This is a genomic window from Microbacterium fluminis (assembly GCF_051549805.1).
Taxonomy (GTDB): Bacteria; Actinomycetota; Actinomycetes; order Actinomycetales; family Microbacteriaceae; genus Microbacterium.
Genome location: NZ_CP196042.1, coordinates 2751392 through 2767016, shown reverse-complemented (window position 1 = coordinate 2767016; position 15625 = coordinate 2751392). Strand labels below are relative to the sequence as shown.

10 protein-coding genes and 3 pseudogenes are annotated in these 15625 nt (G+C 64.7%); 8 read left to right on the top strand and 5 right to left on the bottom strand.

The genetic code is table 11. From position 1 onward, the window contains the following. The first annotated feature begins 96 nt into the window (after nt 1–96). The 5 genes from ACSJDX_RS13365 (at nt 97) to ACSJDX_RS13345 (ending at nt 4679) form a co-directional block, all read left to right on the top strand. Entirely contained in the window at nt 97–1101 is a 1005-nt protein-coding gene (locus tag ACSJDX_RS13365) for a TniB family NTP-binding protein (RefSeq protein WP_273205618.1), read from the top strand. 92 nt (nt 1102–1193) lie between these two features. Then, on the top strand, nt 1194–3302 hold the full coding sequence (locus ACSJDX_RS13360) for a TniQ family protein (protein ID WP_438353136.1): 2109 nt from the start codon (nt 1194–1196) through the stop codon (nt 3300–3302). 41 nt (nt 3303–3343) lie between these two features. Next, nucleotides 3344–3652, top strand: coding sequence for a hypothetical protein (locus ACSJDX_RS13355; RefSeq protein ID WP_273205611.1), 309 nt, complete (start codon nt 3344–3346; stop codon nt 3650–3652). Between the two features lie 44 nt (nt 3653–3696). Beyond that, nucleotides 3697–3957, top strand: a complete 261-nt coding sequence (locus ACSJDX_RS13350) for a hypothetical protein (protein ID WP_438353135.1) — start codon at nt 3697–3699, stop codon at nt 3955–3957. Further along, entirely contained in the window at nt 3954–4679 is a 726-nt protein-coding gene (locus ACSJDX_RS13345; protein ID WP_438353134.1) for a metallophosphoesterase, read from the top strand. The genes ACSJDX_RS13350 and ACSJDX_RS13345 overlap by 4 nt, the downstream gene beginning before the upstream one ends. 36 nt (nt 4680–4715) lie before the next feature. Here ACSJDX_RS13345 and ACSJDX_RS13340 read toward each other — a convergent pair whose 3' ends face one another. Continuing rightward, nucleotides 4716–7283, bottom strand: coding sequence for an AAA family ATPase (locus tag ACSJDX_RS13340; RefSeq protein WP_438353133.1), 2568 nt, complete (start codon nt 7281–7283; stop codon nt 4716–4718). Between the two features lie 715 nt (nt 7284–7998). Here ACSJDX_RS13340 and ACSJDX_RS13335 point away from each other — a divergent pair. After that, the gene (locus tag ACSJDX_RS13335) at nt 7999–8337 is read left to right on the top strand and encodes a hypothetical protein (protein WP_273205599.1); all 339 of its coding nucleotides are present in this window, start codon (nt 7999–8001) and stop codon (nt 8335–8337) included. 417 nt (nt 8338–8754) lie between these two features. Here ACSJDX_RS13335 and ACSJDX_RS13330 read toward each other — a convergent pair. The 4 genes and pseudogenes from ACSJDX_RS13330 to ACSJDX_RS13315 form a co-directional block, all read right to left on the bottom strand. Next, nucleotides 8755–9447, bottom strand: a pseudogene (locus ACSJDX_RS13330) (IS30 family transposase); the annotation flags it as partial. Nucleotides 9448–9457: 10 nt separating this feature from the next. Then, nucleotides 9458–10396 (bottom strand): IS481 family transposase, encoded by a 939-nt coding sequence (locus ACSJDX_RS13325; RefSeq protein ID WP_438353132.1) that lies wholly within the window; start codon nt 10394–10396, stop codon nt 9458–9460. A 54-nt stretch (nt 10397–10450) separates the two neighbouring features. Then, nucleotides 10451–11013: pseudogene (locus ACSJDX_RS13320) on the bottom strand (transposase); the annotation flags it as partial. Nucleotides 11014–11288: 275 nt separating this feature from the next. Further along, nucleotides 11289–12252: pseudogene (locus tag ACSJDX_RS13315) on the bottom strand (IS256 family transposase); the annotation flags it as partial. 343 nt (nt 12253–12595) lie between these two features. Here ACSJDX_RS13315 and ACSJDX_RS13310 point away from each other — a divergent pair. Continuing rightward, nucleotides 12596–14095 carry an APC family permease gene (locus ACSJDX_RS13310; RefSeq protein ID WP_438353131.1) on the top strand — a complete coding sequence of 500 codons (1500 nt, stop codon included), beginning with the start codon at nt 12596–12598 and terminating at the stop codon, nt 14093–14095. A gap of 107 nt (nt 14096–14202) precedes the next feature. Then, entirely contained in the window at nt 14203–15585 is a 1383-nt protein-coding gene (locus ACSJDX_RS13305) for a flavin monoamine oxidase family protein (RefSeq protein WP_438353130.1), read from the top strand. The last annotated feature ends 40 nt before the right edge of the window (nt 15586–15625 follow it).

Genomic DNA, 15625 nt, shown 5'->3' with positions numbered 1-15625 from the left:
GAACGTCCACCCCGCACTCGCCCGGAGCAGCCCACCCGCCTACAGCTGGATTCGTTGCCGGCTCGCGAACGCGCAGCGTACGACCTGGAGCGGCGAGTGTGGCATGCGAACATCCTGCTGCGCACCCGGCAGGTGGAGGACATCGAGCTGCAGCTGGCGGACATCCTGGACTCCAATCTTCAGGACTCCGACCGGGTGAAGTCCGCGGCGGCGATCGACGCCCCGCCGGCGCTGGGGAAGTCGACCGTGGTGAACAACTTCGGCCGCGTCTTCCACCAACAGCGGATCGCGGAGGCCGGAGAGTGGTTAGACGCGGACAGGGATGTACGGCATCTGCCGGTGTGTCATGTGACGTTGACGGGCCGACCGACGATCAAGGGTCTGCACATGATGATCCTCGGCTTCTACGCCCACCCAGCCACGGCCGGGATCCTGCACCGTGCGATGGCGGGGCGGGATCTGGCGCGGGCTGCGGCGGAATGCATCGAACGGCACGACACCCGCCTGGTCATCGTCGATGATCTGCACTTCCTGAACATGCGCACCCGTGACGGGGTGGAGGTCGCGAACCAGCTGAAATGGCTTGCCAACGAGTACAACGCGACGTTCCTTTTCGCGGGCGTCGCTCTCCGGGAGCGGGGTCTGGTCGGTGAGGGGCACACGGGGAAGGACGCGGCGATGGCGCAGACCTTCCGGCGATGGACCGTTCTCAGCCTGGACCCGTACTCGTTGCGTAACGCTCACACCCGCACTGAGTGGGGCCGGCTGCTGTGGCATCTCGAGCAGTCACTGGTTCTCGCGGACGCCCGCGACGGGATGCTCGTGGATCTGTCGCGATACCTGTTTGCCCGCACCACCGGCAACATCGGCTCGCTCATGGACCTCATCCGCCGTGGTGCGTCTCGCGCGATCCGCACCGGCCGGGAGTGCCTTGACCGGGAGCTGTTCGACGACATCCGAATCGACGAGGGCGCCGAGACCGAACGCGGCGAGCTGGAAGCCAAACACAAACAGCAGGAGCGTACCCAGCGAGACCGACGCCGTAAGAAGCACCTGGACCAGTCCGACCAGTCGGATGAGCCCGAACGGCCGGCCGCGTGAGGGGGGCGCCCGGCCGCGTCGACGAGGTTCGGGTTCTCCCGTTCCGTGTCCGGCCACTGCCGGATGAGCCGTTCGATTCGTGGTTGGAGACGATGGCATCGACCTACCAGTCGAGCATCAGCGAGATGGGGTGCGCCCTGGGCCTCATCGAGCAGCGCGACGGGGTCGCGGTGTCGGCGACGTCGTGGATGGCCAACGGGTGGGCAACACAGCTGAGCGATGCGCAGGCGACCCGCCTGCAGGCGGCGACCGGGATCCGCGCGGACATGTTCCATGAGATGACCAGGATGCGTTTCGCGCAGCACGCGATCCGCTACACCCGGCAGGGTCGGGTCAGTCCTCGGTGCCCGGCCGGTGGCACCGGTGGCCGGTACTGCCCGGAGTGCCTCGCGGACACGGATGGCAGGTGGCGGATGTCGTGGCAATTCCCGTTCGGGTTCGCCTGCCACCGCCATCGCCGCCTCCTCGCCGACACGTGCCCGGTCTGTGACCGGCCGCCGCGCCGGGTCGGGCACCCCCTCGTGCTTGTCCCGGTCCCCGGTCAATGCCACAACCCCACCGACGGAGCGGGCACCGGTCCGCACGCCAGCCGGTGCCGCGGGGATCTGGCCTCCGGCAGGCCCGTCGTGAACGCGCCGCCTTCTGTGGGCGCTGCGCAGCGGCGGCTGATGCAGATCGTCTCCTCGGGGCAGGCCCGCTTCGGTATCTACGAGCACGCCCCCCAACCGGCCCTTTCGGTTCTCGAAGACGTGCGCCTCCTCGCCCGTGTAACTCGAGGCGTCCTCGCCGGCGAGGGCGCCACACCCGCCGGGGTCATCCCCGCAGACCTGGGAGACCTGTCAGATTCCTTCGCAACGTCGACGTCGGACACCGGGGACACGGCGCTTGAGGCGGCAGTCGGCAACGCGGTCGCGATCGCCGCGCTGGAGAACCCCGATACGATCACGGGGCTGCTGCGGGGTCGTCTCGCCGCGAGCACCGCGTACACGATGCACACCCCGCAGCTGCAGACCCTGATCGCGGCGTCGTTTGGTCGGAAGCGGCGGCCCACCGTGTTCCTCCAGTCCGCGCCGATCAGCGGGCAGGACCCCGCAGAACGTGCACGGAAAGTGCCGGCGCAGATCTGGGATGACTGGATGCTGCGGCACGCGGCGCACCGCATCGATCGGGAGATCGTCGCTCCAGCGCTGTCTGCCGCCGTCGTGTTCACCGGGACCCGCCTCACCCACGCTGCCGCGCTTGCCCTGCTGGATCCGAGAGCTCCTTCCCGGCGGGTGACGAATGTCATGCGCGAGTTCGGTCGCCGCGAACACGAGACCGGCACCCTACGCGCCATCCTCCGCCTCGCCACATACCTCGACACCCACGACGTGCCGATCGACTACGCCCGCCGCCGCGCGCTGGACTGCACCACACTGCTGCCCAAGGAGCAGTGGACCCAGCTCTGCTGGCGACTGAATGTGCATCCCGGTGGCGGGGCACGCTGGCGAAACGCGCGCGCCCTGCTCCACCGCATGGTCACGGGCAACCCGATCAGCACCGCCCCCGCCGGGTGGGAGAGCCCGGCAGTGACAGCGAACTCGGTCCTCGCATTCGAGCGCAGCCTGCCTCGTGAGGTGCGGGTGGAGCTGGAGATCGCGGGTCGCGAGTTCCTCGCGGCGCATCAGATCGACGAGCCGCTCACGTGGTCACCACCCCTCGACGAGTCGGACGCCACCTCGCCCGACTCGCCGGCACCGCCGCCGCCCTGGGCAACGGCGCGCACCGCACGCGCAGACCTCACCGAGATCCTCCCCGCATCCGACCTCGCCCGCGTCTACGACGCCGGCGGCACCACGTACGGGATCGCCCGCAAGACGGGCGTATCCCGCCAGACCGTGTCCCGCGCGCTCTCAGAGCTCGGCGTGGTCACCCGGCGTGGAAGAAGGCCGTCGATCAGCATCGACGATGCGTGGCTCCGCAACCAATACGAAGGCGAGCACCGCACAATCCGGCATCTCGCGGACCTTGCCGGCTGCAGCGCGAGCACGATCGCCCGACGGCTCCGCGACGCCGGAGTCGCGCTCCGCCCACGCGGAGGCGGCCACGATGTCCGCGCACGCAGCGACACGACCACACCGGCAGTGGTTTCCCGAGGTGTGATCATCGGGCCGGGCAGTGGCGAGCGGAGCGGCCAAGACCTGGTGCTCGTCGAGGAGTAGTGAGAGGGTTGTCGGTTCGACACTCGACTGGGGGGACGGCAATGACCGAAGAGAGCGACGCCATTCTCGACGCGATCAGGGAGGAGATCGCCGAGAACACCGCCGACGCTCCGACCGTGCCCGGCCTGTACAAGATGCCGTGCGGGGAGTGTTTCGTGGACTACTGGATCGGCCCTGACGGCGTGGAGCACTGGGCCGTGCCAGGTGACCCCGCTTCGTACACGCGGGAGTCGATCGCGATCGCCCGTCACGGCGACGCGGGGTGGCAGAGGATGTACACGTTGGCCGAAGCCAGCGAGCTGCTCGACACGAACGCCGAACGTTCAACCGGAGACCCTTCACGTGCGTGAGGGCATCGCCTCACGCTGTTGCCGAGTTGAGTGGAGGAAACCGCATGCCTGATGAGAACAGACCGCTCTTCGGAGAAGACGCCGCCGCGGTCGGCCGCGCGCTTGTCAGCGCGAGCGTGGAGCACGATACCGAGATCGTTCGTGACGCGCTTCTCGCGATCTGGGTCGAGAGCGTGGTTGACGCGTGGCTTGTGGCGAGGAACGCGTTCCTCGACGGTGCGCGGCCCGTCGATCTCTTGGCAGCGAACGACCTGGCCCAGGTGATGGAGGCCGTCCGTCAGGAGATCCAGGGAGGCTACCGGTGACCGCATCGCCCGAGTATGCGACGTTCGATTTCGATCAGGTCGATTTCGTCACGTCCGACACCCACTTCAGCCACGCCCGCATCAGTGAGCTTGCCGGCCGACCGTTCTCCAGCGTGGAGGAGATGGACGCCAAACTGCTGCGTCGGTGGAACGAGACGGTCGCGCCGGGGGACACCGTTCTTCATCTCGGGGATGTCGCTCTGGGATCCATCCAGCACTCGCTTCCGCTCACCGCGGGTCTGAATGGTCGACGGTTCCTCGTCCCCGGCAACCACGACCGCCTGTCGCCGGCGACGCAAACCCGGACCGCGATCGAGCGATTCACACCGCTCTATGAGGACGCCGGGTGGATCATCCTGCCGGAGGTGATCGCGGGGCGACGAAGCGGACGGCGCTTGATCGCATCGCACTACCCCTACCGCGGTGACTCCCAAGAGTTCGACCGTCATGTCTCGCACCGACCGGTCGATGACGGAACTCCGTTGATCCACGGGTACACTCATTCGCGCGATGAGGGGCCCAACGCTAACCAGTTTCACGTCGGGGTCGACGCGTTCGACTACGCCCCGATCCCGTTCGAGCTCATCGATGCCTGGCTCACGGACCTGCAGTCGGAAGATAGCGAGATTGCCGCGATCTTGCGAGAGCGCCGTTCCTCAGGCGAAGCCGCGCCATTTTCGGAGGTCACGAGGCGATTCGGAATCGATCTGGACGCGAGGTGACCTCAGCCCGCGATCTGCCCGGTCGCTCGTTGCCGGTCAGTCATCGGCGTTGAGGTACGCGGCTCGTGCGGCGGTCAACTCGGCCCAGTGTCCTTCGAGTCCGGCCAGGGTGGGGCTGACATTGAGGCTCGCGAGCGGTTGGGAGTGGCCGTCGATGTATCGACAGGCCTCTTCGAAAACCCGGTTCACGGTATCGATCGCAGCCGGCAGGGCGGCAGTCTTGATGTTCGGTAGGGCTGTCATCCGCACGTTCGGTTGGTAACGCTGGGTGACGCTTTGGAGCAGTTCGGTCTCGGTGAACACCTCGCACCAGGACCGAATCCAGTCGTAGCCGGTGCGGACGAGGGCAGCGCGGGCGTCGCCCTGCTGGCTCTTGGCTGCCTGGATGGTTTCGTTGATGTTCTTCTTGAGGTTGCTGATGTTGTCCCAACGTGGTCCGGTGGCGCGGGTTACCTGCCCCTTTCCGTCTTCGTCGGTGATGTGGAAGTAGGAGCACCGTTTGGACGCGGCCATCAGGTTCAACAGGGTTGTGGCGAAGAAGATGTCGTGTGTGAAGACGATGACCTGAGTCGTGTCTGCGAGGGATGCGACGCGTTGGGCGACCTCGTTGATGCGTCGGTGGTCGAGGCTGGAGACGGGGTCATCGAAGATCACGGGTGCGGTGATGCCGGCGAGTCGTGCTTCGGCGAGGAAGTCCGCCATTGCGAGGACCTTTTGCTCGCCTTCGGAGAGCACTTTGGATGGCTTGTGTTTGCCGGTGAGTACCTTGCGTCGATGTGCTCGTCCTTGGCGACCGACGAACTCGACGCGCAGTTCGGGTGCGCGCAGTGCGGCACGTTCCTCTGCGAATAGGGCGTCGAAGCTCTCGTTGATCATCTGGTCGCTGGCGGTCTTGGCCAGGCCGGTCACGGCGCGGAGCAACCCGGGCATGGGTTTGGCGAGCAGTGCAAGCCTGTCGGCCTGTTTCGCGTCGCGCACGTGCTGTTCGATGATCGCCCAGGAGCGGGCGAGTTCCGCAGCCGCTTCGAGCTCCACCAGCTCCTTCTTCTTCTCTGCGAGGGTTTCAGAGCGTCGCGAGGCCTGTGCTCGCAGCTCAACGAGGCTGGCGCTGGTCGCTCTGAGCGCGTCGGTGAGACCCTGAGCAGTGGAGGGCGCGTGGGTGAGGGTGTCGGCTGTCACGGGTGTGCTGTTGTGGAGACACCCGACCAGTGTCGAGAGCGTGTCGAGAGTGCTCTGCAGGAGTGGGAAGAAGCCTGGGGGAGGGTTGCTTGCGGCGTGGTCGCGGACGAACGCGTCGAGGTCGGCGGTTCCGGCGGTGAGGGCGGGCGCGGTGAGGGTATCGATCCGTTCCTTCGCGGCGTTGATGTCGCTGGCGATCTTGTCCTCGAGGTACTCGGAGTACTTTCCGATGAGTGCGCGCGCCGGGTCATCGAGTGGCTGGCGGCAATAGAGGCAACGTTCCGCGTCGTGCGCATTGTGTGCGCTGAGGTGTGTCGCGTATTCTTCGCCGGCCTTGATGAACCTGGTCCATGTGTCGTCGGGAGCGGCAGGTAGGTCCGCCGCTTCGAATAGGGCCGTGCGGAAGGTCTGGTAATCGGTCTGCAGCGTTCCCAGGGTGCGCAGCGCGCTGGCGTACGTGTCAGGGTCAAAACTAGCGATCGTCTTTGCGGCCGCAGCTGCTTCGATGAGGACGCGTTCGACGCGCCGCTGCACGGTGATCTCGGCGCTGATCGTGTCAGCCTCCAGAGCCGCAACGGTGCGGCGGAGCTCTGCGATGCGAGTGTCGACGTCGGGGTCGTTGTCGGCGATGTCCTGCAGCTGGTCCAGGTCCGTCGCGGCACCGAGTGTCTCGATCAGTGGGTACACCGATGCCGCGCGCGGGAATCGCGTCAGCAGACCGGTAGTGCCTGAGCGGAGCTCACTGATCGCGGTATCGATACGGGCCTGGACGGCCTTGATGCCGGAGATGACGTGGTTAAACAGGGCCAGCGCCGCGGGGACGTAGACGTACTCGAGATCGTCGTCGACGTGGAAGCTGACGGATGGGCTGTCGAAGATCGAGATTCGCGTGAAGGGCGCCACGCCTCGTTGCCCGGTCCACTCGTACGTTCTCGCTTCCGTTCCGAGCAGGTAGCCGATCGTCGCGGACGGGGACTGCGGGGAAGTCGCCTCGATGTCACCCAGGATGACATCGGCGGTGCGACTCGCGGCGAGAGCTTTGAAGATTCTCGAGTACCCGGTCTTGCCGGTACCGTTCTCCCCGAAGAGGATGGTGAGCCCCTCGTGCGGCTCGATAACACCGCCGCTGATCAACGCGTTCACACCCGCGACGTCAGACAGCGACGTGACCATCAGCGGCTCGAGCGCTTCATCCTCCCGGTCGATCATCGCGAGCGGCTCTTCCGCTGGCAGATCCCGGGTATCGAAGGCCTTCTCCTGACGAAACAGCGCGTAGGCGTAATCCTGTTCGTCGGCGTCGAGGGGCCCAGCGCCAGTGAGCACGACACGGACGATGAACCGCGCCCACTCATCGGAACCGTTCGCCCACGTGCCGAGCAGCTGGCGAGGTTCTACGCGTGCATCCGGCTGCACTTCGTTCGTCATCGACCGACCTCCGTCGAGCCAGTGGTGACGGGTTCAAACTCACTGCTCATCGCAGACTCTATCGTCGGCACCCTGCAAGATCCGGCGCGGCGGCGTTAGGCGAAACAGGCCGCGAACGACGGCCACGCGTCGCGACGGCGGTTGCACGAGTCCACTCCGACCGCCTCACAAGGTGCCGGTTCCATGCACGCGCCGGTCGCGGTGGGGCATGCTCATCGCATGACTGAACGAAACACGTGGCCGCGAAACCGGTCGACGCTGCCTGGTGGAGGGTTGTCCACTCTCCCCGGCGGAGGAATGTCCACGCTTCCCGGTGATGGGGCATCGACCCTCCCGGGCGGCGGTTTGTCGACTTTGCCCGGGGGTGGACTGTCCACCTTGCCGGGCGGAGGCCTATCGACCCTTCCCGGCGGGGGTATGTCAACTCTCCCAGGAGGCGGACTCTCCACCCTTCCCGGAGCTGGACTGTCGACCCTTCCAGGAGGAGGGCTCTCGACGTTGCCGGGGGGAGGGCTGCATAGTGGGGCGGACTCGAACCCGTACCGCTCGAATCAGCCACCCATGACGCACTTCATTCCCTACCTCCGACAGCAGGGGTTGAACGATGTGGCCGATCTGCTCGCACGCGCCCACGGACTGAATCTCTAACGCGCCACCCGATTCCGCCCTGGATACCCCCGTAAGTTCCTGTTTCGAAGACTGAGAGGATCGGCTGATGCTCGGATACGACGCCCGCGTGCACGAGATCGGCTCTCACGTCAGCGCAGAAGACATCCAGCGGATCGGCAAGCTCCCATACGCGGAGCGAGCGGACTATGTCAGCACGCTCACGTCTCAGCAGGTCGCGCACGTTGCGTACCGAACCTGGGTGGATCATCTGCTCACCGCATCGGAGGGCGGGCGGGCTCGGATGCTGCAGGATGGCGGTTACCCGTACCTCTTCCACGCGCCGGGGGCGGAGATCAAAACCAACTTTGCCTCGGCCGATGTCGAAGCTATCTCAGCCCTGGACGATGCAACCTGGTATCTCGTCGAGGCGTGGGATCAGAGTTGATGAGAAGCACGACGCCCCTCGGCGGGGTCTGACCGACAGGCGAGGCGGAGCGCTCGTTCAACCCGGTCGGCACCTCTCCGGGCTTGGTGAGTGTGCAGGGTCATGCGACGTCGCGTGGGAACTGACGTCGAGACCACCGCTAACCATTGCTGGATTCACAGCGTGCCTGCTCCCTCTGTAGACACAATGAGGCTAACGAGCTCATACGACCGTGCCACAGCCAGGCCATCTGGTCGCGCATGCTGACATGGGAGACGCAGCTTCACATTTCGCTCGCCGCTCGCATCCCGCAGGCTGGGCACTCACTCTCACCGAATCTGGAATACCCGGCCCTCGGGAGGGGGCTAGCTTCGCGATCGGGCTTCAAGTCTCGGCGGCGCGTGAATACTGACCCCTGGGCGGCAAGGCAGGTTCTAGTCAACGTCGCAACACTTGGGATTTCTGTGAGGCTAGCAGCGCAGAGAAGAGCTGGGTGGGAGTGCGGTCTTCGAGGACCATTCTGGGGCGGTCGTTGAGCTCGTTCTCGACGTCGAGCAGGTGCTCTGGCGAGTGAGCGGCTAGAGATGTGCCCTTCGGGAAATAGTCGCGGAGGAGGCCGTTCATGTTCTCGTTAGACCCGCGCTGCCAGGGCGAATGCGAGTCGCAGAAAAACACCGGAGCGCCGAGCGAACTCGTAATCGTGAGATGGCGTGCCATCTCGGTCCCCTGGTCCCAGGTAATCGACCGCATCAGCACTGGAGGAAGGTCGCGCATGCGGGCGGTGATCGCGTCATGAAGGGCGTCGCCATCGCGCCTCGGGAGGTGCAGCAGTCGCAGGAGACGGGTCTGTCGTTCGACGAGGGTGCCGATCGCTGAACGCTGATCTTTGCCGATGATGAGATCTCCCTCCCAGTGCCCGGCTTCCGAACGGTCCTCCGGGTCGAACGGCCGGTGATGGATCGTCAGCATGGGCTGCTCGAATCGTGCTCGACGGCGATCACCACGCTGATGTGCGCGGCGCTGCTTCCGCTTGGTCCGCAGAGGAGAACGATGCTGCGGAGCCAGGCGAGAAGGTCGGAGAAGTCCCGACGAGGGGCGATAAACGGCCTGGTAGATGCTCTCGTGTGCAACTGACGGAGGCCTATGACAGTGGGTCCCGTGCTTTCTGCTTGAGACGCTCGTAGGGGGTCTGCCCGGCAAGCGCGCCGTGGGGTCGATCGTAGTTGTAGTGGTCTTCCCACTGCTGGAGGCGTTCGGCGAAGAGGTTGGCGTCGTCGATGACCTCGCCTTCGAGGAGTCGGTAGAACTCTTCGGAGTCGATTCGGTGCGATCTCTCCACCTTTCCATTCAGCCGCGGTGTCCGGGGGCGGATCTTGACGTGGCCGATGCCTTTGTCCAGCAGATGCCAGTGGAATGCCTGCCCGAACTCCTGCCCGTTATCGGTCTGAACCTGCTCGACCTGGAACGGCAGCTTGGACAGGACGTGGTCGATGAACTGGATCGCGATCTTCTGGTCGTTGCGCGGGTAGGCGCGCAACACCCGGAGACGCGTGCAGTCGTCGATCGCGGTGTATTGGTAGTAGCGCTTCTTCCGGCCGGTCTGACCGAGCGGCTCGATGAACTTCACGTCGACCTGCAGCTGGTGGCCGGGCCGCTGCTTCTCGTAACGCTTCCACCGGGTCTGAGTGCGTTTGTAGCGTTGCGATGCTGGAAGCCGGCTCATCCCGACCTTGTTCAGGATCCGCCAGACCCCCGACGGGCTGATCGTGATGTCGTGGTATCGCTTCAAATACATCGCGATCTTTTGCGGCCCGAAGTGATACTGCTGTCGGAGCCAGAGGATCTTCTCGATCACCTCGGCGCTGGTTGCGTTCGGGGAGTGATGCGGAATGCTGGAGCGGTCCCTGAGGCCTTCGAAGCCCTCCTCCTCGTATCTGCGACGCCATTTGTAGAAGCAGGTTCTCGTGATCCCGTAGTAGCGGCACGTAGCCGCGACGCTGCCCGAGACTTCCTCGGCATGCCGCAGCACGGCGAGCTTGTGCTTCGCTCGACGCTCGATCTCGCGTTCAGATGATGACATGCAATCTTCCTTCGCATCAGGAAGACCCAACTGTCAACAACCTTTGTCAGTTTTAGAGCTAGCCTGGTGCACTCCGACTCGCCCTGTCGCGCCGGGCACGTCCCGGCCGACCCGGCGGATCTGCGCGATCAGCTGGGTGACGGTGTCCTGCCGGGCCACCGCCTCGTCGAGGATCGTGGAATCCAACGCCCGCCGCGTCTTTCCCGTGATCGCGCCGGTCTGGCCGATCACCTCCCGGACCGCGTCGAAGATCCGATGCGGCCTGTCGCTGGAGGCGAGTCGGCGCCGCCTATACGTCAACGTCGACGGGTGGAACCCGGCGTGATCGATCGGGAACCCGCACGCCGGCCTTCCACCGCAGATCGAACGTGACCGCGTCCGCGGCCTCCCGATCCGAACCCATGCAGCGCCTGCAGCACCAAAACGGACGCGGCAACATCACCCGGCAGCGACGGGCGCCCCCGCCCCGACAGGAACAAGTCCGCGAACATGTCATCCGGGAACAACTGGTGACGGTGCTCAGCGAGGAACGCGAACACGCTCCCCACCGGCATCAGATGCCCTGCGAACGAAGACACATCCAGAAGATCCCGCGACCCATCATCACGACCCTGCATCACCCAAGTCTTAACCAGCCCGCCACCAACCCTCGCGGGCGCGCCTTAACCCACCAGAATGTTCAGCAGCCTCCTAGCTCGATGCGCTCACTCGCCGTGCGGCCCTCGTTGAGAGCGCGCCGCACGGCCCGCTCAACCTTCTTCGAGGGCACTGCGCGGAGGCGCAGCAGGAGTCCTCGCTGTTGTTCACCGAGATAGCCGCCTTCGGCGCGCACGAGGTCAAATGCGTCGCGGAAGGGGGTGTCCGATGAACGGTGTTTCTGGGCCGGCGGTCATTAGTTGATTCGGCCTTCGAAAGCGATCGCGAACGCGTTCAGCGCCGGCCTCCACCTCGTCGCCCAGCGTGCCCTGCCCCGCCCGGTGGGGTCAAGCGAACGGGTCACCAGGTAGAGACACTTCAGCGCCGCGACATCGTTCGGGAAGTGACCTCGAGCTCTGACGGCGCGACGGTAGCGGGCGTTGAGAGACTCGATCGCGTTCGTGCTGCAGATGATCCGACGGATCTCCACGTCCCAGTCCAGGAACGGCACGAACTCACTCCAAGCGCTCTGCCAGAGCTTGCTGATCGCCGGATACTGCCCGCCCCACTTCGCGTCGAACTCCACGAACCGCTCACGAGCGGCCGCTTCGGTCGGCGCGGTATAGACCGGTGATGCAGGTCTGCACCGTCGCGAGCGGCCACGCGGTGTTGATCGACTCCGGCAGTCCCTTGAGCCCGTCGCAGACGACGATGCAGACATCCTCGGCGCCGCGGTTCTTGATCTCGGTGAGCACCCCGAGCCAGAACTTCGCGCCCTCACCGCCGTCGCCAGCCCAGATCCCAAGGATGTCGCGTTCCCCGTTCACGGTCACGCCGACGGCGAGATAGAACGGCTTGTTGCGCACCTGCCCGTCACGGACCTTCACCACGAGGGCATCGATGAACACCACCGGGTAGACGCGGTCGAGGGGTCGGTTCTGCCACTCGGTCATCTCCTCGATGACCTTGTCCGTGATCCTCGAGATCGTGTCCTTGCTGACGCTGGCACCATAGATGTCGTCGAAGTGCGCCGCGACCTCGCCCGTGGTCAGTCCTCGCGCGGTCAGCGAGAGCACAATCTCATCGACCCCGGTCAGCCGCCGTTGCCGTTTGCGCACGATCTTCGGATCGAATGACCCGTCCCGATCCCGCGGCACGTCGATCTCGACGGCACCGACCTCGGTCAGCACGGTCTTCGATCTGCTGCCGTTACGGATGTTTCCGCCCTCGGCCTGCTGGTGCTTCGGCGTGACCGACTGGGCCATCGTCGCTCTCGATCGGCTCCCGGCGGTCTCGAATAGTTGCGGCAGGTACCCATCTTCACTGCGCCAAGTCGGAGCATTTTTGATCTGACACCCGAATCTCACGAATCAATCGCCATTAACGCCACGGAAACACAACATCCCCGATACTCCTGGGAGTGCTTCGGCTTCCGTGGCCGACGTCCCAGCAACGGCTTTGGCGCACCACGGGTGACGTTCCGTCGCCGACCGCATGTGCCGTGATGGCACGACGTGCAGCATCTGGCTGCTCCGTGAAGAAGAGTGAGGATGGCGCCCCGCCATGAACGAAGAAGACGCGCAAGTCGACGAGCTGGGCGCTGCAGATTCGGGTGCTGTCCCCTTCCTCGCCGTCGATGGAGAGTTGCACGGTACACCGCACACCCTCCTGCATCGAAGACTCGGCGTGGGATCGATTGTCTTCATGGTCGTCGCTGCGGCCGCGCCTCTGACCGTTGCAGCCGCCATCACCCCGGTTGTGTTCGCGGCGAGCGGGAACGTCGGGGCACCTGTCTACTTCCTGATCGCTGCTGGAATCCTGACTCTGTTCGCCGTTGGGTTCACGTCGATGAGCAAGTACGTCAAGAACGCGGGTGCCTTCTACTCCTACGTGAAGGCAGGGCTTGGCCGGATCGCCGGAGTAGGCGCTGCCATTCTTGCGCTCGTGTCGTACTTCATCCTGCTCGTGGCCGTGTATGCACTCGTGGGCATGCTGGTGGGCAACGTCGTTGCGACGTACACGGGAGCGGCCCCTCCGTGGTGGCTTTGGAGCATATTCGGCTGGTTGATCGTCGGATTCCTGGGCTATCGCGATATCGAGCTGAGCGCCAAGGTGCTCGCGATAGCGCTCATACTCGAGGCGCTCGTGGTGATCGTGCTGGATGTCGCCATCATCATCCAGGGTGGCGAGGCCGGGCTCAACCTGAGTCCCTTCGCACCGTCGGAGTTCCTGAGCGGTGCCGTTGGTCTGGGCGTCATGTTCGCTCTGCTCGGCTTCATCGGCTTCGAGGCGACCGCAGTCTTCCGGAACGAGGCTAGAGATCCAGACCGAACGATCCCCAAGGCCACATACATCGCGGTCATCGGAATCGGTCTGTTCTACGCTTTCGCCGCGTGGGCTGCTGCTATGGGAACGGGGGTCGACAACGCTGTGGAGGTCGCCTCCACTGATCCGGACAATATGGTCCTCGGACTTGCAAAGACTTTCGTCGCGCCGGTCTTCTTCGACATCATGCAGATCCTCGTTGCGACGAGCATCTTCGCGTGTGCTCTGTCCTTCCACAACGTGGTTACGCGGTATCAGTTCACCCTCGCGAATTTCCGCGTTCTGCCACGAATGCTCGGGGCGGTCAGCGAGAAGCACCGAGCCCCGTCGACGTCCTCGATCGTGCTGAGCCTCCTGACGGGAGTCAGCATCGCCATTGTCATTACTACAGGTCTGGATCCCTATACAGCCATCTATACCTGGCTCTCTGGTGCAGCGACCTTGGGGATCATCGCGCTCATGGCGCTCACCAGCCTCGCCGTGATTGTGTTCTTCCGTCGGCATTCCTTCGACAAGAGGCTGTGGCACACGATGATCGCCCCGGTCGGGGCGCTGCTCGGACTCGGCACGGTTCTCGTTCTCGTGCTGTCCAATTTCCCCCTGTTGGTCGGCGGGGTAGTCGAGTCTGTCGTCATCGTGTCCGTGCTCGTCGCGGCCTTCATAGGCGGAGTGTTCATCGCGTTGCACATGCGAGCGAGACGTCCAAACGACTACCTCGCGTTGAGTGAGTTCGAGTAGTACGGCCGCGCCTCCGGGCGGCACCGATTGCGCATCAGCGGTTCGGCCCGTCAGGTACATCGCACCAGAACCATGCAAGCAAGAACGAAGCAAGTGGGAGAGAGACTGTGACGCACACCAACACTGAATCAACGGCGCTCGATGCCGATGTCATCATCATCGGAGCGGGGATATCCGGCAGCGCTGCCGCCAAGGCCTTGCATGATCGGGGCGATCGCGTTCTCGTCGTCGAAGCGAACGACCGGATCGGGGGCCGGACCTGGACCGAGCCAGAGGGGGCACCAGGTGGGCCGATCGACAACGGCGGAATGTTCATCGGTGAGACCCATACGCACTTGATCGAACTCGGCACGAGCCTCGGCCTGGAGATGACGCCATCCGGAAAGCCAGGCGCGGACACGTATGTCGTTAAGGGCGATGTGCTGCGGGCACCCGACGAGCAACTGGATCCCGACATCTCCTTTGTCCCGGAGTTCCTGTCTTCGCTCGAGGCTCTCGACGCACTCGCTGAGAGTGTTGGCTGGGACCGGCCCTGGGAGTCACCTGACGCAGCTTCGCTGGACAGCAAGACGGTCGCCACGTGGCTCGAGGAAACCGTGGAGAGTGTCGAGGTCAGACGCCTGCACACGCTCATCGTGAATGCGATTCTCGGGGCGGATCCGTACGAAGTCTCGCTTCTGTACTGGGCCTACTATGTGAGCGAGTGCGAAGGGATCCAGTCCCTGATGGGCACGCGGGACGGAGCCCAGTGGGCGTGGTGGGTCGGAGGCGCCGCTCAGGTCAGCTGGCGCATCGCGGACGCGATCGGGCGCGAGAAGGTGCTTCTTGACTGGGCGGTCACCCGTGTTGAGCAGGACGATTCCAGAGTCGTCGTGTACTCCGGTCAACGAAGTCTGCGGGCACGGCACGTCATCGTCGCCATGTCGCCGCTGGCGGCAAACCAGATCCGGTTCCAACCAGCGTTGCCAACTGCTCGTGCGCAACTCCAGACCCGCGCCCCGATGGGCCGCTATTACAAACTTCAGGTACGCTACCCATCCACGTTCTGGGTCGACCAAGGCTTCTCCGGTGCATTGGTCGACACTGACGATGTCGGTGTCTTCCTCCTCGACGGCACCAAGCCGACCGATTCGCTCGCAACGCTGATCGGCTTCGTCGGCGGGTCGAACTACGATCGGTGGGCAGTTCGCACCGCTGAGGAGCGCCAGGGTGCGTTCATCGATCTCCTCATCAAGGCATTCGGTCCCGAGGCTGCAGAGCCCAGCTACTTCCACGAGACTGACTGGACACAGCAGACATGGGCACAAGGAGGTCCTGTCACCTACATGCCTCCAGGTGTCTTGGCTCACTTTGGTTCGGCGTTGCGGGAGCCGGTAGGTCGGATCCATTTCGCCGGTACGGAGGCATCGTTCCAGTGGTCCGGCTACATGGAAGGCGGAGTGCGAGCAGGACAGAAGGCTGCTGCCGCGATCGGCGAGGCCCTGCAGTGAGTCGGCGACCGAGAACGGGATCGGGTGAGATGGCCGTTGA